Origin of the sequence: Hymenobacter plasmatis (assembly GCF_020711255.1) — a bacterium.
In the GTDB taxonomy this organism is placed as follows: Bacteria; Bacteroidota; Bacteroidia; order Cytophagales; family Hymenobacteraceae; genus Hymenobacter.
In genome coordinates this window covers 43,753-65,266 of the sequence record NZ_JAJFAW010000016.1, presented here as the reverse complement: position 1 = coordinate 65,266, position 21,514 = coordinate 43,753, and the positions used below count along the sequence as shown (strand labels likewise).

Here is a 21,514-nt window from a genome sequence, read left to right as displayed (position 1 = left end):
CTGTCATGCAGAGCGCAGCGAAGCATCTTATCACCGCGGAACGACTTGAGCTAACCTGATAAGATGCTTCGCTGCGCTCTGCATGACAGGCGCTTAAAATGATTAGTCACGAGGTAGAGATGCTTCGGCTGCGCTCAGCATGACAGTTCTTTTTGCGTCTTTTTGGGCAACTGCATAGATTCTCAGCGCCGGCCGCGGCGGTTGGCGATGCGCTCTACGCGCTGCTTTCGAATCCAGCGCAGATAGGTTTGCAGCTCCTCGGCGGCGCGCAACAGCTCAACCGAAGAGTAGCGCCGGGCCAGGTCTCGATTGCTTAGGAAGCGGTGCACACTGCTGTGGCAAGGCTGGCACAGCTCAACCGTGGGGCCGTATTTACCCCCTTCTTCGCGCGGTACCAAGTGGTGGCGGGAAGTGGCTTGTACCTCCCGCTCGCACAGGCCGCATTGGGGGCCAACAGCGGCCGGTGAATCGAGATCCGGCCATGCCGAGGGCCGTGGGCGCTGCCTTGCCATAAGCTGCAAAAGGGGCGGGTTAGAATGAGGGTGATTTATTGAGCTAACACCGTTCAACTTTCACAAGTTGCTGATATGCTTACTATGCGCTACCTTGGCCTGTGTTGAGCTTACTCGCATAGCTTAATTTACTCTTTGTTTCATATAACTTTTACTATTTTCAAACATGATAACAACTGTACCCTTCGTTACCTCAACCAAGCAGCCGTCGCTGGCCGGCCGGGTAGCCGGCGTGCTCACGGCCCTGTTGCTGCTGGGGGCCGCGCCTTCGGTGCACGCCCAAACCTGGATGGTGAGCACCAACGCCCAAATCAAAATGGGTATTCTCGATAAATACGGCCAGCTGGGACCCTACACGGCCACGTTTGTGGTGCACAGCGAGCGTACCGGCAAAGACTACTTCCTGGTGAAAGAGTTGGCCACGGGCCAAACGGGCGTCGACGTGCTGTTCCCCACCGACCCTTCGGACCCGCAGTATTTCAAAACCGAATCTGGGGAAGCGGCTGCCGCCGCTCCCGGCCGCTACACCTGGGAATGCCGGGTAAAAGGCGTGAAAGCCGTGGGCGGCCGGTTTGTATTTCCCGAAGTCGGCAACGACGTGAGCGTGGTTACCAAGTAGATACTTAGCATACGGGCAGCTTTTTAAGCAGCGAAACCAACGAAAGCCTGGCCATGTGCCGGGTTTTTTCGTTTAGAAAGTGGGCCCTGGCCAGCCAGGAATGCCGCACCAGGGTCATTCATTCGTTCACTTTCTTTCGTCATCATCGTGCCACGCAAATCCTTTCCCGAACTCATCAACAGCCCGGGCATGCCCGTGCTGGTCGATTTTTATGCCACCTGGTGCGGCCCCTGCAAAACCATGGCGCCCATTCTGGAGCAGGTAGCGGCCCAACACGGGGGCAAGCTGCGCGTCATCAAGATTGACGTGGACCGCAACTCGGCGGTGGCCCAGCAATACCGCGTGCAGAGCATCCCCACGCTCATTCTCTTCCATCAGGGGCAGCCGGTGTGGCGGCAGGCGGGCGTGGTGCCTGCCGCGCAAATCAGCCAGGCGCTGCAGCCGTTTGTGGGCAAAAGCTAGCTCCTCGGTTTCCGGCTGCTGGGGCTGCGAGCGGGCGGCAAACTATCCAGCCGGACTGGGCGTTGGAGAGCACGCTACCTTTGTGTTTTCCTCGATTGCTACCGTATGCCTGTGGGTTCTGCTAAGCGTTACTTATTATTAGTGTTATTGTTAGGCTTGGGCTGGCCACGGGTGGGCTGGTCGCAGGAAGCAGCCCGCTTTCTGCTCAGCGGCACGGTGCGCGGCGCGCGCGGCGAAGCGCTACCGGGAGCCAGCGTGGCTGTGCCAGCGCTCAATACCGGCACCGCAGCCGATTCCCTGGGCCATTTCTCCCTGCCCCTGCCGGCCGGGCGGCACCAAGTGGTGGTGGCCTTCGTGGGGTATCAGCAAATCACCCGCGAGCTGAACCTGACCAAAAACCAGCGCCTCAACGTGGCCCTGGAGGAAAGTGGCAACCAGCTCGGCGAAGTGGTGGTAGAAGGCGCCGCCACGCTGGAAGAGAAGCTCAAAACCACGCAAATGGGCGTCGAGCACCTCAGCATCCGGGAGGCCAAGCTGCTGCCGGCGTTGTTTGGCGAAGTTGATATTCTGAAAACGCTGCAGCTCAAGCCGGGCATTCAGAGCGGCGGCGAGGGCACCAGCGGCCTGTTTGTGCGCGGCGGCTCGGCCGACCAAAACTTGGTACTCCTCGACAATGCCCTGGTGTACAACCCCAACCACTTGTTTGGGCTGTTTTCGGTGTTCAACTCCGATGCCGTGCAAAGCGTGGACCTGTACAAATCGGGCTTTCCAGCTCAATTTGGCGGGCGGCTGTCGTCGGTAGTGGATGTGAAGTTGCGCGAGGGTGACCGCCAGCACTACGTGGCCACCGGTGGTGTTGGCCTCATTTCTTCGCGCCTCACCTACGAGGGGCCTATTAACAAGGGCAAAGGCTCGTTCATCGTGTCGGGCCGCCGCACGTATTTCGACATTTTCACGCGCGCCCTCAACAAGGCCAACGAAGGAAAAGAAGACTACAGCCCCATTCCCGATTACTACTTCTACGACCTCAACGCCAAGGCCAACTACACGCTCGGCGACAAAGACCAGCTGTTTCTGAGCGGCTACCTGGGCCGCGACACGTTTGGGTTCAACAGCTCGGGCGGGTTCGATTTTAAATTCAACTGGGGCAACACCATCGGCACGCTGCGCTGGAACCACGTTTTTTCGCCCAAGCTCTTCGTCAACACCTCGGTATCGGTTTCGGATTACAAATACGACCTGACCAACAAGCTCGACCAGTTCAGCTTCAAGCTGGGCTCGAGCATCACCGACTACAGCGGCCGCACCGATTTTGAGTACACCCCCAACGACCGGCACGTGCTCAAAGCCGGCGCGCAGCTCACTCAGCACAAGTTCGGCGTGGGCCGGCTGGACGCCAATTCCGGCGACGGCCGCGTGAACTTCGGGTCCGATGTGAGCTACTACGGCCTGGACGGCGCCCTATACGCCTCCGACAACTTCAAAGCCACCGACAAGCTGCAGCTCGAAGGCGGCCTGCGCCTGACCGGCTTCCGCAGCGGCAGCAACCAATACGGCGGCCTCGAGCCCCGCGCATCGGCCCGCTACTCCCTGAACGACCGTACCTCGCTCAAGGCCAGCTACGCCCTGATGTACCAGTACGTGCACCTGGTCACGAACTCGGGTGCCTCGCTGCCCACGGATATCTGGTACCCTTCGCGGCTCTCGGTGCAGCCGCAGCGCTCGCAGCAGCTGAGCAGTGGCGTGAGCTTTCTATTGGGCCAGGGCAAGTACTTGCTCACCAACGAAGTGTACTACAAGTGGGGCCGCAACCAAGTTGATTTTAAGGACGGCGCCCAGCTTTTTGTAAACCCCGAACTGGATGCGGAATTCATTTTCGGCAAAAGCTGGAGCTACGGCGACGAGCTGTACCTGGAAAAGAAAACCGGCAAAACCACCGGCTGGATAGGCTACACGCTGGCCTGGAGCTGGCGCAATTTCCAGCCCCAGCGCGGCACCACCGGCGTAAACAACGGCCAGGACTTCCACCCCAACTACGACCGCCGCCACAACCTGACCGTGGTGCTGCTGCATCAGCTCAACGCGCGCATCAATCTCACCGCCAGCTTCATCTATACCTCGGGCTCGCTCACCACGCTGCCGTTGGGCCGGTTTGGCGTGCAGGACATTCCGGGCTCGAGCACGGGCATTGACCCGCGGCCGGTGCCCATTTACCCCAACCGCAATTCCTACCAGCTCATTCCCTACCACCGCCTCGACCTCGGCGTGGTGTACAAAATCGGCACCCGGCGCAACCAGGACCTCACCCTGAGCATTTACAACGCCTACAATCGGCGCAATGCCTACTTCGTGTTTTTCGAAACCGTGAAGGACAAAGCCACCGACCGCACCACCGGCTTCCAGGCCAAGCAGGTATCGCTGTTCCCGGTCATTCCTTCGCTGACTTACAATTTCAGGTTTTAATGGTAATGCAGAGCACAGTTAACTGTCATTCTCCCACACCGCCTGCCATGCTGACGCAGGAAGCATCTTATCAGGTTAGAACGAATCGTGCAACGGGGATAAGATGCTTCGCTGCGCTCTGCATGACAGGCAACGACGCTACTTAGCATCATAGCAGCTCAGCCTATAAAAACTGCTGAACATCCCCATTATGATAACCATAAATAAATCTGCTGTTTACATCCTCGCCTTCCTGGCATTGGCTGGGTGTGGCAAGCTGCAGAACAACATCGACGTGGCGCTGCCTAGCTACTCGGCCGAACTGGTGGTGGAGTGCTACCTGGAGCCGGGCCAGGTGCCGAGCCTGGCCGTCACCACCTCGGTGCCGTACCTGAGCGCGGCATTGCCGCAGGTGCCCACCGACGTTACCGTGAGCCTCACCATGCCCAACGGCACCGTGGTGCCGCTGCCCTTCAAGCCCAATTACGCCGCCCTGGTAGACACCAGCTCGGGCCAGAAATTCCACTCCCACATTGGGCGCGACCCGTTGGTGGCCCGCCCCGGCGACGTGTTTAAGCTTGACGTGCGCGACACTCAGGGCCGCCACGTCACGAGCACCACCACCATGCTCCCGCCCGTGCCCATCGATTCGGTGGAATACAAGTTCAACGACAAAACCGGGGCCGAGCGCAAGGCTTATTTCCTCACTAGCTTCCACGACCCGCCCACGGACGATGACTGCTACCGCCTGCAGCTGCACAAAGGCAACCCGGCCAAAGGCGCCCTGCTAAAGCGGCCCGAAGTAGATAACTCCATCGAGGACCGGCTACTCAACGGCAAGCCGTTTGTGGTGGGCACCACCTATCGCTTTCTCAGCGGCGATACCGTCACGGCCACCCTCTACCACACCGATGCGGCCTTCTTCCGTTTCCGCCAGTCGATTCGCGATGCCCGCGGGGCCAACGGCAACCCGTTTGCCCAGCCCTCAGCCATCTACAGCAACGTGCAGGGCGGCGTTGGCATCTTCTCGGTGCTGAGCGGCACCCATATTACTAAAATAATTAAATAAGTGATTTTTTAATTGCGTTGCTTGCAACGTGAAGCCCAAAAAGTGGGTCATCACAGCATCTTTTCACTTTCTGTGCTCTACATGATTTCCACTTTCCGCGCTCCGCTTTTTCTACTCCTCTTTGGGCTGGCTGGCCTCAGCCTGAGTAGCTGCTCCAAAAAAGACGCCCCCACTGCTCAGACCCAAACATCCTCCTCGCAGCAAATAACTACGGGCAGCTGGCGCCTCGATGAAATTCGCCAAAATGGCCAGGTAGCGAGCAGCGGTACTGGTATAAAAGACCGGTATTCGCTCACGTTCCGAGCCGATGGCACCTACACGCAAAAGCTCCTGGCTGACAACACCACCTACAACGGAACCTGGGCGCTCAATAACAACAATACCGTGTTGCATTTCACCGACCAAAAGGGCGCCAGCACCGACTACACCCTGACAAGTCTGAAGGCAACCGAGTTGCGTTACAGCTTTACCAACAAATCCAGCCAAACCGAAGAACTGGTGTTTTCGGCCCAGCCGTAAGCTCCTGTTTTCTGCTCAACAAAAAGGCCATTGCTATCTGCAATGGCCTTTTTTTTCTCCTGACACCAAATTGAGCTAACCTTGAATTGAACTCAGGTCAATAATTAGCTCAACGGCTACATCTTTTCGATTACGGCCTTTACCAACGCCGTAAGGCGCGGCTCGGCCTTGGCGGCAGCGGCAAAAATATCGGCCAGCACCACCGGCTTGAGGTGCCCCGGCGAGCACAAATCGGTGATGACCGACACGGCCAGCACGGGCAAGCCCAGGTGGCGGGCCGCAATTACCTCGGGCACGGTGCTCATGCCCACCGCATCGGCCCCGATGATGCGCAGGTAGCGGTACTCGGCCGGAGTTTCGAGCATGGGGCCGGGCACGCTCACGTACACGCCGCGCCGGGTGGTAGCAGCCTGGCCCAACTCCTGGGCGGCGGCTTCGGCGTGGGCCAGCAGGCCGTGGTCGTAGGCGGCAAACATGTCCGGGAAGCGCGGGCCCAGCTCGTCGTGGTTCGGGCCGATGAGCGGGTTGGTGGGCTGCAGATTGATATGGTCGTCTATCAGCATCAGGTCGGCAATATTGAAGTCGGGGTTGAGTCCGCCCGCGGCATTACTTACTACCAGCTGCTTGATGCCCAGCATCTTCAGCACCCGCACCGGCAGCACCACCTGCTCCATGGTGTAGCGCTCGTAGTAGTGAAAGCGGCCTTGCAGCACGGCCACGTTTTTGCCGCCCAGACGGCCCAGCAGCAGCCGGCCGGCGTGGCTTTCTACGGTCGAAAGCGGGAAGTGCGGGATGTTGGCGTAGCTGATGCTGTGCTGCACTTCTACTTCCCGGGCCAGCGCGCCGAGCCCCGTACCGAGGATGATGCCGATATCGGGGCGAAAATTGGGCGCGTAGGCTTCGATGTAAACGGTAGCCTCGCGCAGTTGCTGCATATGGAGCATTTAGGGCTGGGAGTCGGGCAGTTGAAAGAGTTTATTGCAAATCGAATTCATAGGGCAGCCGGGCCTGCACGCCGCGCATGTGCATGAGCTGCTGGTACTGCGCATAAGCCGGGTAGAGCGGGCCCAACTGGGTTTGCAGGGCCTTGGTTTGGGCTTCTTCGTCATCGCCGGCCCCAACCATGTTGAGCAGGCGTTCCAACTCGGTTTTGCGGCGGGGCAAGCGCTGCACCCGGAAGTCGTCGGCCTTGATGTGGGCGCGGGCGGCGGCTATTTTCACGGCGTCGGTGTAGTCGCCCAGCACGTCCACGAGGCCGTTGTTCTTGGCTTCGACCCCGCTCCAGACGCGGCCCGACGCCAGGCGGCGCAGGCGCGCCACGGGCATGTGCCGGCCCAGGGCCGCCTTGGTGGTGAAATCGGCGTAGATGTGGTCGACTTCGTGCTGCAGCGTGCGCTTCTCAAAGTCCGAGAGCGGGCGCGTGATGGTGGGCAGGTCCGAGAACTTGCCGGTGGTGACGCGGTCCACGGTGATGCCGAGCTTGTTGGCCAGCATGGGCTGGATGTTGGGCAGCACGCCAAACACACCAATGGAACCCGTGATGCTGTTGGGGTGGGCCACAATGGTGTCGCAGGCCATGGCAATGTAGTAGCCGCCCGACGCCGCCACGTCCGACATCGACGCAATAATCGGCTTCACCTTCTTGGTGAGCAGCACCTCGCGGTAGATAATGTCGGAGGCCAAGGCCGAGCCGCCGGGCGAGTTGATGCGCAGCACCACAGCCTTCACCTTATCGTCGAGCCGGGCCTTGCGGATGGCTTCGGCAAACTTGTCGCTGCCGATGTTGTCGTCGCTGCCTTTGCCGGTCACGATGTCGCCTTCGGCATAAATCACGGCAATGCGGTTGCCGCTGGTTTTGCCTTCGTTTTCATCGGCCTGGTCTTCGTCGAAGTAGTCGTGCAGGCTCACCAGGTTGGGCTTTTTCTTGCTGCTCAAACCCAGTTTGCCGCGCATGTAGTCCTGCACTTCATCGAAGTAGCCGAGCTTGGTTACCATCTTCAGGCGCAGGGCATCGGAGGCGTTGTGCACCAGCATCGAGTCGCTGATAACCTTGAGGCGCGCCGGGGCAATGCCGCGGGTGGCGGCTACCTGCCCAATCATGTGGTTGTTGATGGCGTTCAGGAACGACACGGTTTGGTAGCGGGCCGAATCGGAGAAGTTCTCGCGGAAAAACGGCTCAACCGCGCTTTTGAAAGAACCCACGCGGAAGATGTACGGCTCAATGCCGGCCTTGTCGAACAGCCGCTTGTAGAACAGCACCTCCGTGCTCAAGCCGTTGAACTCCAGCGTCCCTTGCGGGTGCAGGTAGATTTCATTGGCCACCGACGAGAGGTAGAAGGCCTTCTCCGAGCACACTTCATGGTAGGCCACGATGAACTTGCCCGACTTCTTGAAGTTGAGCAGCTCGTTGCGCACCTCTTCCATCGAAGCCATGCCGCCCTGCACAATGTCGAGGTTCAGGAGAATACCCTTGATGTCGCCGTCGGTTTTGGCCCGGCGTATGGCCTGCTTCAGGCTCACCAGCCCCGTGGAGGAGTTGTTGCCCCCAAAGAAATTAAACTTGCTGTCGCGCCCCCGCTCCGAGAGCGGCTCGTTGAGCTTCAACTCCAGCACCGAATTGGCGGCGATTACCTTGCGGTCGGCCGTGCTGGCGGCCCCAATGATGGCGGCCAGCAGCACAAAGCCCAGGAAGCAGAACGCCACCAAGCCCACGAGGGTGGCCAGCACGTATTTAAAGAATTGACGCATGTCGTTTATATTACAGAAATTAGGTTTGTAAAAGTAAGGACGCAGAACTGCTGTCGCTGCTTTTTTAAATCCTATCCAAAAACAGCCCGGGTTTCGAAATTGAGCTAGCTATAAACTGCTTAGTGCCTGGCGCCTGCCGTTTCGCTCGCGCCATCTGTCATGCAGAGCGCAGCGAAGCATCTTCTCAGGTTAGAACGAATCGTTGAGGCGTGAGAAGGTGCTTCGCTGCGCTCTGCATGACAGACGGGCTCGGCATGACGTTGGGCTAATACCCGTACTTCTCGCCCCACCAGCTGCGCAGACGCTCCTGGATTTTCTGCTCGCTTGGATTCAGGCCCGGCTCGTAGAAACGGGTGCCGCTCAGCGCATCGGGCAGAAACTCTTGCTCCTCAAAATTGCCCTCGCCGTTGTGCGAGTAGGCGTACTCCTTGCCGTAGCCGAGCTGCTTCATCAGGCGCGTGTGGGCGTTGCGCAGCGGCACCGGCACGGGGTACACACCATTAGCTTTTACCTCGGCCTGCGCCGCCCGAATGGCCATATAGGAGGCGTTGCTTTTTACCGAAGTAGCCAGGTAAACAACGGTTTGGGCCAGAATCAAATCCGACTCCGGCAGGCCGATGACCGTGCAGGCCTGAAAGCAGCTCGTGGCCAGCATCAGGGCGTTGGGGTTGGCGTTGCCGATGTCTTCGGAGGCCAGAATGAGCATGCGGCGGGCGATGAACTTCACGTCTTCGCCGCCTTCCAGCATCACGGCAAGGTAGTAGAGCGCGGCATTGGGGTCGGAGCCGCGCATGCTTTTGATAAAGGCCGAAATGACGTCGTAGTGCATTTCGCCGCCCTTGTCGTACTTGGCCAGCGGGCGTTGGGCTACCTCCTGCACCACCGCATCCGTGATAGTGACCACGCCTTTTTTATCCGGCGGCGTGCTTTGCACCACAATTTCCAGCAGGTTAAGCAGCTTGCGGGCGTCGCCCCCGCTCAGGGCCAGCAGGGCGTGGTCTTCGGCCAGCTTCACTTTTTTCTGCTTCAGGGCCTCGTCTTCCTTCAAGGCTTTGGCCACCAGCTCGCGCAGGGTTTCCGCGCTCAGCGGCTCCAGCACGTACACTTGGCAACGCGAGAGCAAGGCCGGGATAACTTCAAACGAAGGGTTTTCAGTAGTAGCCCCAATCAGCGTGACGGTACCCTGCTCCACGGCCCCGAGCAAAGCATCCTGCTGCGCCTTGCTAAAGCGGTGAATTTCATCAATAAACAGCACCGTGCCCCGCTGCCGCTTGGCCTTCTCAATCACGTCGCGCACGTCTTTCACGCCCGCATTGATGGCCGAGAGCGCCGAAAACGGCTGCTTCAGCTCCGAGGCCAGCAAGTGCGCCAGTGTGGTTTTGCCCACGCCGGGCGGGCCCCACAGTATCAGGCTGGGCAGGCGGCCGGAGTTGAGGTAGCGGCGCAGCACGCCCTTCTCCCCTACCAAATGCTGCTGGCCGGCGTAGTCGGCCAAGCGGCGGGGGCGCTGGCGCTCGGCCAGGGGCGCGTCGGGCCCGGGGCCAGGCTGGGGAGTAAATGCGGCGGGTTCGTCGGGAAAAAGAGAGGTCATGGGAATTGACGAGGCTAGGAGCGCGACCTTTGCGGTTCGCTTGTCAGAACGTTTGTCATAGAAACGAGTTCTAGCGGCACGCGGGGCCAGCCGCAAAGTTGGCCCCTGGTTCCGTGGGTTCCCGCCGCTGCTATCCGAATTAATTATTATGCGCAATTCCTACCGCGTCCACGCGGCGCTGTTTTTCGTCGCCCTCATCTACGCCGCCAACTACAGCTTGTCGAAAGACGTGATGCCGCGCTACATGGGGCCGTTTGGCATTGTCACGCTCCGCATCGTGGGGGCGGCGCTGTTCTTTGGCATCATCCACCGCATTGTGGCCCCGCAGGATAAGCTGGTGGGCCGGGCCGACAACCTGCGCGCCATTGCCTGCGGCATCTGCGGCATTGGCGTCAACCAGCTCCTGTTTTTTTCGGGCCTGAACCTGACCTCGCCCATCAGCGCCTCGCTGCTGCAAACCATCGCGCCCATTGTGGTGGTCATTGCCTCGGCCATTTTGCTCAGTGAGAAAATCACCCTGCCGCGCGTACTAGGCATTGCCGTGGGCGCCTTCGGGGCGGGCTTGCTCATCCTGAGCCGCAACGCGCAGGCGGCTATTTACCCGCACGCCACGCTGGGTAACATTTTCATTCTGGCCAATGCCACGGTCTTTGGGCTCTACCTGGTGCTGGTGCAGCCCTTGATGCGCAAGTACCACGCCTTCACGGTGCTGGCGCGCATCTTCCTGGTAGGTGCCTTCATCGCGGTGCCTTTTGGCTGGCGCGAGGCCCTCACCGCCGACTACGGCCACTTCCCGCTGTACATCTGGTTGGAAATCGGCTACATGGTCATCTTCCTCACCATTCTGGCCTACCTGCTTAACAACTGGGCCCTGAAGTACGCCTCTGCGGCCCTGCTGGGCGTGTACATCTACCTGCAGCCGGTACTGGCCGTACTCATCGCCGTGAGTCTGGGCAAAGACCACCTCACCTGGGGCAAGGCCGGGCAGGCCGTGCTCATCTTCCTGGGCGTGTGGCTGGTGAGCCGCAAGCCCAAAGCGGTGGCCGAGCCTGAGGTGCCATTGGTAGCGATTCAGGACTAAAGCGCCGAACCTCCAAATTGCCAATTGGTTTATTCGCACAACGACCTGCTTTCATCGGGCACTCATCCTGCCTGCGCGAAGTTCGTATAGACGAACTGCCCCTTCCCGGGCAGCCGCTTTACCACTTACGCGTCACCCATGAAACACCCCACGCTTGCGCATGCCGGCATCCCCATTGCCCCCTCCCTCGATTCAACTTTAGCCGACGACGGCGTGCAGCCCCGCGTGGCGCCCAACAAGCAGCGACTGGTGCGTATTTCGGCCCTGGCGGTGCTAGTAGCTCTTACCATCAGCTTGGTGGCCCGGCTGCTGGTCTACCTCATCAACCTGGTCACGAACCTGGTTTTTCATGGCGAACTGGCGCTGAACTACCACAGCCCGGCAACTAACCACCTCGGCCTGTGGGTGATTTTGATGCCGGCCCTTGGCGGCCTGCTGGTCAGCCTGATGGCCATTTACGGCTCCAAGGCCATTCGCGGCCACGGCATCCCCGAGGCCATGGAGCAAATTCTGACCAACCAGAGCCGCATCAAGCCGTCCATTATGTACCTCAAGCCGCTGTCGGCGGCCATTTCCATCGGCACGGGTGGCCCGTTTGGCGCCGAGGGGCCCATTATTGCTACGGGCGGTGCGTTGGGCTCCACGTTGGGCCAGCTCATCAACATCACCCACCACGAGCGCAAAGTGCTGCTGGCGGCGGGCGCCACGGCGGGCATGTCGGCCATTTTCGGCACGCCCATCGCGGCTGTGTTTCTGGCCATTGAGCTGCTGCTGTTTGAGTTTTCGCCCCGCTCGCTGTTGCCGGTAGCATTGGCCTGCATCACGGGTGCGGCAGGCCACCACCTGCTGTTCGAGCAAGGCCCGGTGTTTGAAATGCCCGCGCTGCTCGCCCCGAGCAACGGTGCCCTGGCCACCTACAGCGCCATCGGCCTGCTGGTAGGCCTGGCCTCGGTGGTCATTACCAAAATCGTGTATTTCATCGAAGACAGTTTCGAAAAGCTGCCCATTCACTGGGCCTGGTGGCCCGCACTGGGCGGCCTGGCGGTGGGCGGCATCGGTTACTTCGCGCCGCGCACCCTGGGCGTGGGCTACGAGAACATTACCACTGTGCTGTCGGGCAATGCGCCGCTGAGCTTGCTGCTGTCGCTGTGCTTGCTCAAGTTTGCGTCGTGGGCTATCTCGCTGGGCAGCGGCACGTCGGGCGGCACGCTGGCGCCGTTGCTCACCATTGGCGGGGCCACGGGTGCGCTGTTGGGCGTGGCCATTAAGCACTTCTTTCCAGCTTCGGATATTGTACTACCGCTGGCCGCGCTGGTGGGCATGGCAGCCATGTTTGCGGGCGCGTCGCGGGCGCTGCTCACCTCCATCGTTTTCGCGGTGGAGTCCACCGGCCAGGCGCAGGCGCTGCTGCCGCTGCTGGGTGCCTGCACCGGCGCTTATCTGGTGTCGTTTCTGCTGATGGGCAATACCATCATGACCGAGAAAATTGCCCGCCGCGGCGTGAAAACGCCGGTCGATTACGAGCCCGACTTGCTCGACAAAGTGAACGTAGGCCGCGTGCTGCAAAACGGCATGGTGGCCATCAGCACCGACAACAGCATCCGCGAAGTGCGCGAATGGACCGAGCGCGACTCGGAGCGCACCGGCCCACATCTGGTTATTGTGAACCCCGACGGGTCGTTTGCCGGCATCGTGAGCACCGTGGCCCTGGCCGGCTGGCACGCCGATGAGCACGCGCCCATCAGCGCCCTGCTGCAGCCCCGCTCCTCCACCGTACTGGCCACCGACACCCTCCGCACCGCCGTAGAGCGCATGGCCCGCGAAAACGTGGACGTGCTGCCCGTCCTCAGCCCCGGCAGCAAAGCGCTGGTGAGCGGCGTTATCTCCTACCGCGACATTCTGACCGCCTACAAAAACCGCCTCGAAGACGACGGCAAAATGGCTCCCCACATTTCGCTCAAGCGCAAGAGCCTACGCGTGCTGCTGCGCGGCCAGGCGCTGTTTCAGAAGCAGAAATCGGAGATTGAATAAGGTTGAGCTGAATTCAGTTTTTTCTTGAATAAAAAAAGGCTCCTGCATATTGCAGGAGCCTTTTTTTGCAGCTTAAGTCGATACTCAATTACAGGTGAATCACCTCGCCGTAAGCAGCAGCGGCAGCTTCCATAATGGCTTCCGACATCGTGGGGTGCGGGTGCACCGACTTAACGATGTCCATACCCGTGGTTTCCAGCTTGCGGGCTACCACTACTTCGGCAATCATCTCGGTCACGTTCATGCCAATCATGTGGGCACCAAGCCACTCGCCGTATTTCTTGTCGAAAATGACTTTCACAAAGCCATCCTTGGCACCGGCGGCGCTGGCTTTGCCCGAGGCGGAGAAGGGGAATTTGCCCACCAGCACGTCGTAGCCTTTTTCCTTGGCTTCGGCTTCGGTGTAGCCCACGCTGGCGATTTCGGGCGAGGCGTAGGTGCAGCCGGGGATGTTCTGGTAGTTGAGCGGCTCGGGGTGGTGGCCGGCAATTTTCTCGACGCAAATGATGCCTTCGGCTGAGGCCACGTGGGCCAGCGCGGGGCCGGGCACGATGTCGCCGATGGCGTAGATGCCGGGAACGTTGGTCTGGTAAAAGTCATCCACCAGCACACGGCCGCGCTCTACTTTGATGCCCAGCTCTTCGATGCCGATGTTCTCGAGGTTGGTGGTCACGCCCACGGCGCTCAGCACCACGTCGCACTCAATCACCTGCTCGCCCTTGGCGGTTTTGATGGTCACTTTGCAGCCTTCGCCGGCGGTGTCCACTTTGGTTACTTCGGCGCTGGTGAGCACGTTCACGCCGATTTTGCGGAACGACTTCTCCATCTGACGCGACACTTCCTCGTCCTCCACGGGCACGATGCGGGGCAGGTACTCCACCACCGTCACTTCGGAGCCCATGGTGCGGTAGAAGTAGGCAAACTCGACGCCGATGGCACCCGAGCCCACCACCACGAGGCGCTTGGGCAGTTGCTCCATGCTCATGGCCTTGCGGTAGCCGATGATTTTCTTGTTGTCGACGGGCATGGTGGGCAGCTCGCGCGAGCGGGCGCCGGTGGCGAGGATGATGCTTTTGGCTTCGACGGTTTCTTTGCTGCCGTCGGCCTTGGTCACTTCTACTTTGCCGGGGGCCAGCACTTTGCCGGTGCCCATCACGGTTTCAATCTTATTCTTTTTGAACAGGAAGTTGATGCCCTTGCTCATGCCGTCGGCCACGCCGCGGCTGCGGTTGATTACGGCGTTGAAGTCAAAGCCGACGCCGTCGGCCTTAAGGCCGTAGTCGCTGGCGTGGTTGAGGTATTCAAATACCTGCGCCGACTTGAGCAGGGCTTTGGTGGGGATACAGCCCCAGTTGAGGCAGATGCCGCCCAGCGACTCGCGCTCGATAACGCCCACTTTCAGGCCCAATTGCGACGCCCGAATGGCGGCTACGTACCCGCCGGGGCCGCTGCCGACCACGACCAAATCAAATTGCAATGCCATAAACTTCTCAGGAAGAAAAAAGTACACCGGGCCCGCCTGGGGGACCCACCCATTGTGGCGCAAAGATAGACGCGGCCCCGCACCGCGCAGCTATATCCAATACTTCGGCTTAACTACTTGGGAGGGCTTTTGTGCGGCCCAGGATATCGGCCACACTTGCATTGTCTCCGTATAACGCCCCGGTAACGGCAAAGCCGCCCACTTCCTACCATACTTCTGACTCCATGAAATTACTTTTCCGCACGCCGCTGGCCGCCATTGGGCTGTTGGCATTCCTTACCAACTGCGCCACTACCGTTACCGAAAAGGAGAAGCCTTCCGTTGCGAGCCAGCCCATGGATGCGCCCGTAGCCACCGGTGCCACCCGCCCCGACTCAAGTGGCGCCGCAGCAACTGCTCCGGATGCCCGTGTTGCCACCGCAGAACCAACCACTCCTCCCACCGTGACAGGCGCTCCGGTTGGTGCTCCAATCACGGAAAATGTGCCGGCAGGTGGCGCGGCTGCTAACAGTGCTCCTGCTGTAGCTCCAAGCGCGGCGGTGGCTTCGGCCGAGCGGGCGAAGGAGAAGAAAATGACTACCGCGGAATACCGCACCATGCTCGCCAACGCCGAGGCGGCCGTGAAGGCCAATCCCAAAAACGCAACCGCCCTGCTCCAGCGCGCTAAGGCCAAAAGCTACCTCAAGCAGTATAAAGAAGCGCTGCCCGACTACACCGCCGCCCTGCGCTACGAGCGCACCAACCCCGACGCTTACTACAACCGCGGCGTAAATCGCCTGATGATGAAGGAATACAAAGCAGCCGCGTCGGACTTTTCTGGTGCCCTCAAGTATCGGCCCGACGACAAAGAATCTTTCTTCGGGCGCGGCGTGGCCAAGATGCAGATGTACCAATACAAGCCAGCAGTGGCCGATTTTACCCGCGCCATCCAGCTCGACTCCACCTATGCTGACGCCTGGGAATACCGCGGCATCAGCTACTCTTCGTTTGACAAGCTAGCCGAAGCGCGCCGCGACTTGGAGCGGGCGACCAAACTCAACCCCGAAGCGGCCAAGAGCCTCCGCCGCTATGTGAAAAACGAAGGCAAAGAGCCTGTCAAAGCACCTGGTGCTAAAGCAGCGCCCCGCCCCGCAGCAAAGCGGTAGCAGAGTTGAGCTGAAAGGTTGAGCTAAAAGCTAGGCCTGCAGCTTGGAGAGTTCGCCCGGGAAGAACCTCACCCCCGGCCCCTCTCCAAAAGAGAGGGGAGCCAGACGCGGTTCTGTCATTGCGAGTGGAGCGCAGCGGAACGCGGCAATCCTTCCTCTCCTTGCGACCTGCCCTGAGAAGTGATAATGCCCTTTTATGAAAAAAAGCCCCGGCACTGCGCAGTGCTGGGGCTTTTTCACATTAGTAGGCTGGTCGCTGAGACCAAGACGGATTGCTTCGTCGTGCCTCCTCGCAATGACAGAGCCGCGCCTGGCACCCCTCTCTTTTGGAGAGGGGCCGGGGGTGAGGTTCCACGGCTGCACATAGCATTACGTTCTTTTTAAAGGATTACAGAACGCCTACTTCCCGCCAAACAGCAGCTTGAAATAAAACCCTGGCTGGCGCAGCCGTTCCCGCAAGTCAAGGTCCATGAACATGGCCGACAGGGTTTCGGCCAAAGTGGGATTGTTGACGGCGCGGTTGGCCACGATGTTGAAGAGGCTGGGGAAGTTGAGCAACCGCTGCATCACGCGGCTCAGCCGTAGCTCCTGACCGAGGCGGTTGTACACGGCTTTGTCGTAGTTCTTAAGAAATTCTGGGCTAAAATCGACCTTGGCCACGGCTTGGGCGGCCCAAATGGCGGCGTGGCGCCCACTCACCATGGCGTGCGAAATGCCCTCGCCGCTGAAGGGGTCGATGAGCGAGCCGGCATCGCCGAGCAGCATGTAGTTGGCGCCAGACAAAGGCCGGCGCTTGGAGCCCAAGGGCAGGCCAAACCCGCGCACGGGCCCCAGCCGCTCGGCATTGGCAAAGCGCGGCGCAAGTGTAGGGTGCGTGGTCAGAATTTCGTCGAGCCGCTGGCGGAGGTTGATTTTCTTGGCCGCGACGGTCTTGGAAAGCATGCCGACGCCCACGTTAGCCTGGCCGTTGGGCAGCGGGAAAACCCAGAGATAGCCAGGCAGAAAGTCCTTTATGAAGTGCAGCTCAATAAAGTTGTCGGGGCTCAGGCCAGTCACTTTGTCGTAGTAGGTGCGCAGGCCGGCGCAGTGGTGGTCAGGCTCGAGGGCGTGGCCGGCCACCTTGCGGGCAAATTCGGACTGGGCACCGTTGGCCACCAATAGAATGCGGCAGGAAGCCACCTCCTGGCCGGCTTTGTCGAGCAGCTGCCAACCGGTGGGCGTGCGCTCGGTGCGGGCCACATCCACGTTTTCGCGGAATTCGATTTCGGGCCGCTGGCGCACTTCTTCCACCAGGAAGTCGTCGAAATCGAGGCGCTTGGCTACGTGGCCGGCGGCGTGGTCGGTGGCTTTGTCGAACTTGGGCTTAAAGGGAATGCCGAGCCGGCGGCCGTTGGGCGCGAAGAAATCGATGCCCCAGCTGGGCACCTGCATGGGCGCGGCGGCCAGCTGCGCGGGCAGCGTTTCGCCGATGCGCCGCAACTCGCTCAGCACCTTGCCGCTGAGGGCGTCGCCGCAGATTTTGTCGCGGGGAAAGGAAGCGCGGTCAAGCAGCAGGCAGTGGTGGCCGGCGTTGGCCAGGTGCAGGGCGGCGGTGGCCCCGCCGGGGCCGGCACCCAAAATGCAGATATCGTGGTGAGGCATAATGTGGGGCGAAGTTAGCCCGCTGTAGCGCGAACGTAGCGCGGACTCTGTAGTCCGCGTCCCCGCGACGGGGAAGCCCCTCCTCAGGTCGTTCTGAGACGCGGACTACAGAGTCCGCGCTACGTTCGCGCTACCTACCTTCGCCCCATGACTCAAACGCTGACCGGAAAAGTGGCCCTCGTAACGGGCGCTTCCAAAGGAATTGGCCGCGCCATCGCGGCACATTTTGCCCAACTCGGTGCCCAAGTGGCCTTCACCTATCTCTCCTCCGTCGAAAAGGGCCAGGCCCTGGAAGCCGAGCTTTCGGCCCACGGCACCAAAGCCAAAGGCTACCGCTCCGACGCTTCCGACTACACCCAGGCCGAAAAGCTGATTGAGGACGTGCTGGCTGATTTTGGCAAGCTCGACATCCTCGTCAACAACGCCGGCATCACCCAGGACGGGCTGCTCATGCGCATGAGCGAGCAACAGTGGGACCAGGTGCTCACCGTGAACCTCAAGTCGGTGTTCAACCTCACCAAGGCCGCCACCAAGCCCATGATGCGCGCCAAAGCCGGCTCCATCATCAACATGACCAGCGTGGTGGGCATCAAAGGCAACGCCGGGCAGGCCAACTATGCCGCCAGCAAAGCCGGCATCATCGGCTTCACCAAGTCGGTGGCCCTGGAACTAGGCTCGCGCAACATCCGCTGCAACGCCATTGCCCCCGGCTTCATCGAAACCGAAATGACCGATGCCCTCGACCCCAAGCAGGTAGACGAGTGGCGCAAGGCCATTCCGCTCAAGCGCGGCGGCTCGCCCAAGGACGTGGCCAAAGCCACGGCTTTCCTGGCGTCGGATGATTCGAGCTACATCACCGGCCAGGTGCTGCAGGTAGATGGCGGCATGCTGACGTAGGCGAAACCTCGAAAAAGAAGCAGCACCGTATTAATTTTTTGACCGGAGTAGCCCCGCAGCATCACGCCAATGCTGCGGGCGCGAAAGGACAGGCGCGGGCATGGTCTGAGCACTATATTCGGCCGGCTTATATCTTCAATGGTCTCCCACTGGTTATAGAGCTCCCCTAATGCACCCGCCCCGGCCTGCAACCTTGGCGCCCGGTGACGAACTTAAGCGCTGATTCAATCCGACTTTCGCTTGCTGACTACCCAATATTCTGCCTGGTTTATTCCGCTGTGCCTGCTCGTGGGAGCGGGCTATGCGGCGCTGCAATACTCGGCTAAAGCGCCGTGGAGCCGCAACCTGAATTATGCGCTGGCTGCCTTGCGCTTTGCCGTGGTTAGCTTCCTGTGCTACCTGCTGCTGGGCCCGTTTATCAAGACGACGACCACGCACACCGAGCAGCCCACCATTGTGCTTGCGGTTGATAACTCTCAGTCGGTGGAGCTGTTCACGCCGAAGAACGTGTTGAGCCAGGCCACCGCCGGCCTCGCGCGCCTGGCCGAAACCCTGCGCAGCAAGGGCTTCACCGTCGAAACCCGCACCCTGACTCCCACGCCCGGCCGCCCGGCCCGGCTTGATTCCTTACGCTTCGTCGCCCCCACCACTGACCTCGACCGCCTGCTGTCCGGCACCCGCGAAGCCTACGATGGCCGCAACCTGGCCGGCGTGGTGCTGCTGAGCGACGGTCTGGTAAACCAGGGCCGCAGCCCGGCTTATTCCGAGTACAGCTTTCCGATTTACAGCGTGGCGGTGGGCGATACCGTGCCCAAAAAAGACCTGCGCCTCACCGGCCTCACCTACAACCGCGTCGCGTTCAGCGGCAACCGGTTTCCGGTGGAAGCCGAAATTGGGTTTGAGGGCTTCGCGGGCGGCGCAGCCACCGTGGAGCTGCGCGAAGGCAACCGCGTGCTCGAAAGCCGCCGCGTGACGCTCCCCGCCGGCCGCCGGCGCGTGAAAGCTACCTTCCAAATCACCGCCCCCGCGCCCGGCAAGCGCCGCTACGAAGTGCGCGTGGTGCCCCAGCCCGGCGAGTTTACGGAGCTGAACAATGCCCGCACGGCCTTCATTGAAATTGTGAAAGGCAAGCTGCGCGTGCTGCTGGCCGGCGCCGCGCCTCACCCCGACCTGAAGGCGCTGCGGGCCGCGATTCTGGCCAACAACAACTTCGACCTGACGCTGGCCCTGCCGGGGGTAGCGCCGCTGCGGGCCGGGGCCGATTTTGACGTGGCCATTCTGCACCAAATCCCGGCGCAGGGTGGCCTGGGCAATGAGATTCTGGCTCAGGTAAAAGCCCGCCGCACGCCAGCGCTGTACATCATCGGCGCTCAGTCGGATTTGGCGGCTTACAACCAGTTGGGCACGGGCCTTACCATTCAGCCGCGCGGGGCCCAGACCGATGAAGTGACGCCGCTGCCCAACCCCGGCTTTGCCCGCTTCGCCACCGACGAGGAATCGGTCCGCCGCTTTGCGGCATACCCGCCGGCCCCGGTACCGTTCGGCGATTTGCGCCTGGGCGCGGGCGCCGAGGCAGCGCTGTGGCAGCGGGTAGGCCGCGTGGCCACCCAGAAGCCGCTGCTGGTATTTGGGGGCACCACCGACCGGCGCCAGGCCACGCTGCTCACCGACGGCAGCTGGCAGTGGCGCCTGCAGGAAGCCGTGGAGCACGACGACAAGCCCGAAGCCTACGACCGGCTCATCATCCGCACGCTGCAGCTCCTGACCCAAAACGCCAACAAGAAGCGCCTCGACGTGTACCCCACGCAGGAAAGCTTCGGCACGCAGGACGATGTAACGCTCGGCGCCGAAACCTACAACGCCGTGTTCGAGCGCATCTACAACCAGAGAATCGACCTCACCCTCACCGACGAGAAGCAGCAAACCCGCCGCTTCACCTTCGCCAACCCCGAGGACGGGGCGCCCCTGCACCTGGGCCCGCTGCCCGCCGGCCTCTACCGCTATCAGGCACGCGCCACGCTGGGCGGCCAGGCCCAACAAGATGCGGGCGAGCTAGTGGTGCAGTCGCAGCCGCTGGAAGCGCTGGAGTCGCGCGCCGACCACAACCTGTTGGCTCAACTCTCGCGCCGCAGCGGCTCGCGCCTCTACTATCCAGCTCAATTCGACCAACTGGCCCAGGATATTCAAAAGGCAAACTACAAACCGGTAATTACCGCCGAAGAAGACCTGAAGGATTTGATAAATCTGAAGTGGATTTTCTTCGTGATTCTGGCTTTCCTCACGGCCGAATGGGCGACGCGGAAGTACTCGGGCAGCGTGTAGAGGCTTGTCGCCTGCGCTGCTACGCCCCTCTTGGTACGGTCATGCTGACGAAGGAAGCATCTTATCACCGTAGAACGACTCGTCCGAACGTGATAAGATGCTTCGCTGCGCTCTGCATGACAGACGATTAGGCTAGGCTCATGGTGCTAATGCTTTTAAAGCTCGACAGGACCGCCATTGTATTTGGCCGATTATCATTGGGTGAAGGAAATGCTACGCTTCGTAAAGTAGAATCCTCTCCGCAGCGTCCTCCCTCCTACTTTACCGAACCAATATGAAAATCAAGGCGATTCTTACCGGCGCCACCGGCATGGTGGGCGAGGGCGTGCTGCTCGAATGCCTGCAAGACCCCGATGTGGAGCAAGTGCTGGTGCTCACCCGCAAGCCCACCGGCCGCTCGCACCCCAAAATGAAGGAGTTGCAAGTGGCCGACTTGCAAAACCTTGGGCCCGTCGAAAACCAGCTCACCGGGTACAATGCCTGTTTTTTCTGCGCGGGCATTTCGTCGCTGGGCATTTCGAAAGAAGAATACGAGCGCATCACCCACGACCTGACCCTGGCCGTGGCCCAGACCCTGGTTCGCCTGAACCCCGACCTGACGTTTTGCTACGTCACTGGCGCGGGCACCGACAGCTCCGAGCGCGGCCGCAGCCACTGGGCCCGCGTAAAAGGCCGCACCGAAAACGCTCTCATGCACCTGCCTTTTCGGCACGCCTACATGTTTCGGCCGGGCTTCATGCACCCCACGGCCGGTCAGCGTAATATGCCGAAAGCGTACCGGTACGTGGGCTGGCTCTACCCCATTATCCGGCGGCTGGCGCCTTCCTATGCTTCCACCTTGCAGGAGTTGGGCCAGGCCATGATAGCGGCGGTGCGCACGGGCTACCCAAAACCGGTGCTGGAAGTCCGGGACATTGAGGCGCTGGCCCACGGCAAGGGGGCCGCCTAACGC

The 21,514-nt window shown here is 60.8% G+C and carries 17 protein-coding genes; 11 read left to right on the top strand and 6 right to left on the bottom strand.

Features of this window, described 5'->3' with window-relative positions; genetic code table 11:
* Positions 1–182: 182 nt before the first annotated feature.
* Positions 183–398 carry an HNH endonuclease gene (locus LJ738_RS12815; protein WP_227786707.1) on the bottom strand — a complete coding sequence of 72 codons (216 nt, stop codon included), beginning with the start codon at positions 396–398 and terminating at the stop codon, positions 183–185.
* Between the two features lie 280 nt (positions 399–678).
* Between LJ738_RS12815 and LJ738_RS12810 the strand changes: the two genes are divergently transcribed.
* From LJ738_RS12810 to LJ738_RS12790, 5 genes are all read left to right on the top strand, one after another.
* Entirely contained in the window at positions 679–1,131 is a 453-nt protein-coding gene (locus LJ738_RS12810; protein WP_227786705.1) for a hypothetical protein, read from the top strand.
* A gap of 147 nt (positions 1,132–1,278) precedes the next feature.
* Entirely contained in the window at positions 1,279–1,593 is a 315-nt protein-coding gene (gene trxA / locus LJ738_RS12805; protein WP_071886118.1) for a thioredoxin, read from the top strand.
* A 141-nt stretch (positions 1,594–1,734) separates the two neighbouring features.
* Positions 1,735–4,056 (top strand): TonB-dependent receptor, encoded by a 2,322-nt coding sequence (locus tag LJ738_RS12800; RefSeq protein WP_227786703.1) that lies wholly within the window; start codon positions 1,735–1,737, stop codon positions 4,054–4,056.
* 190 nt (positions 4,057–4,246) lie between these two features.
* The gene (locus LJ738_RS12795; protein WP_227786701.1) at positions 4,247–5,104 is read left to right on the top strand and encodes a DUF4249 domain-containing protein; all 858 of its coding nucleotides are present in this window, start codon (positions 4,247–4,249) and stop codon (positions 5,102–5,104) included.
* Positions 5,105–5,185: 81 nt separating this feature from the next.
* Positions 5,186–5,623 (top strand): lipocalin-like domain-containing protein, encoded by a 438-nt coding sequence (locus LJ738_RS12790; RefSeq protein WP_227786700.1) that lies wholly within the window; start codon positions 5,186–5,188, stop codon positions 5,621–5,623.
* A gap of 116 nt (positions 5,624–5,739) precedes the next feature.
* Here the strand turns inward: LJ738_RS12790 and LJ738_RS12785 are convergent, their stop codons facing one another.
* The 3 genes from LJ738_RS12785 to LJ738_RS12775 form a co-directional block, all read right to left on the bottom strand.
* Entirely contained in the window at positions 5,740–6,558 is an 819-nt protein-coding gene (locus LJ738_RS12785; protein ID WP_227786698.1) for a purine-nucleoside phosphorylase, read from the bottom strand.
* 40 nt (positions 6,559–6,598) lie between these two features.
* Positions 6,599–8,371 (bottom strand): signal peptide peptidase SppA, encoded by a 1,773-nt coding sequence (gene sppA / locus LJ738_RS12780; RefSeq protein WP_227786697.1) that lies wholly within the window; start codon positions 8,369–8,371, stop codon positions 6,599–6,601.
* Positions 8,372–8,636: 265 nt separating this feature from the next.
* Positions 8,637–9,962 (bottom strand): replication-associated recombination protein A, encoded by a 1,326-nt coding sequence (locus LJ738_RS12775; RefSeq protein ID WP_227786696.1) that lies wholly within the window; start codon positions 9,960–9,962, stop codon positions 8,637–8,639.
* Positions 9,963–10,110: 148 nt separating this feature from the next.
* Between LJ738_RS12775 and LJ738_RS12770 the strand changes: the two genes are divergently transcribed.
* Together LJ738_RS12770 and LJ738_RS12765 are read left to right on the top strand one after the other, a co-directional pair.
* Complete coding sequence (locus LJ738_RS12770) at positions 10,111–11,043, top strand: DMT family transporter (protein ID WP_227786695.1); 933 nt, start codon at positions 10,111–10,113, stop codon at positions 11,041–11,043.
* A gap of 138 nt (positions 11,044–11,181) precedes the next feature.
* A complete protein-coding gene (locus LJ738_RS12765) occupies positions 11,182–13,074 on the top strand; it encodes a chloride channel protein (protein ID WP_227786694.1) in 1,893 nt (630 codons plus the stop codon).
* A gap of 88 nt (positions 13,075–13,162) precedes the next feature.
* Here the strand turns inward: LJ738_RS12765 and lpdA are convergent, their stop codons facing one another.
* A complete protein-coding gene (gene lpdA / locus LJ738_RS12760) occupies positions 13,163–14,557 on the bottom strand; it encodes a dihydrolipoyl dehydrogenase (protein ID WP_227786693.1) in 1,395 nt (464 codons plus the stop codon).
* A 224-nt stretch (positions 14,558–14,781) separates the two neighbouring features.
* Here lpdA and LJ738_RS12755 point away from each other — a divergent pair, with 224 nt between their 5' ends.
* Positions 14,782–15,702 carry a tetratricopeptide repeat protein gene (locus tag LJ738_RS12755; protein WP_227786692.1) on the top strand — a complete coding sequence of 307 codons (921 nt, stop codon included), beginning with the start codon at positions 14,782–14,784 and terminating at the stop codon, positions 15,700–15,702.
* Positions 15,703–16,101: 399 nt separating this feature from the next.
* Here the strand turns inward: LJ738_RS12755 and LJ738_RS12750 are convergent, their stop codons facing one another.
* The gene (locus tag LJ738_RS12750; protein WP_227786691.1) at positions 16,102–17,343 is read right to left on the bottom strand and encodes a geranylgeranyl reductase family protein; all 1,242 of its coding nucleotides are present in this window, start codon (positions 17,341–17,343) and stop codon (positions 16,102–16,104) included.
* A gap of 147 nt (positions 17,344–17,490) precedes the next feature.
* On the opposite strand from LJ738_RS12750, the gene fabG reads away from it, so the two are divergent.
* The 3 genes from fabG (at position 17,491) to LJ738_RS12735 (ending at position 21,511) form a co-directional block, all read left to right on the top strand.
* The gene (gene fabG / locus LJ738_RS12745; protein WP_227786689.1) at positions 17,491–18,240 is read left to right on the top strand and encodes a 3-oxoacyl-[acyl-carrier-protein] reductase; all 750 of its coding nucleotides are present in this window, start codon (positions 17,491–17,493) and stop codon (positions 18,238–18,240) included.
* 240 nt (positions 18,241–18,480) lie between these two features.
* The gene (locus tag LJ738_RS12740; RefSeq protein WP_227786688.1) at positions 18,481–20,562 is read left to right on the top strand and encodes a VWA domain-containing protein; all 2,082 of its coding nucleotides are present in this window, start codon (positions 18,481–18,483) and stop codon (positions 20,560–20,562) included.
* 274 nt (positions 20,563–20,836) lie between these two features.
* Positions 20,837–21,511 carry an NAD-dependent epimerase/dehydratase family protein gene (locus tag LJ738_RS12735; RefSeq protein ID WP_227786687.1) on the top strand — a complete coding sequence of 225 codons (675 nt, stop codon included), beginning with the start codon at positions 20,837–20,839 and terminating at the stop codon, positions 21,509–21,511.
* Positions 21,512–21,514 lie beyond the last annotated feature (3 nt).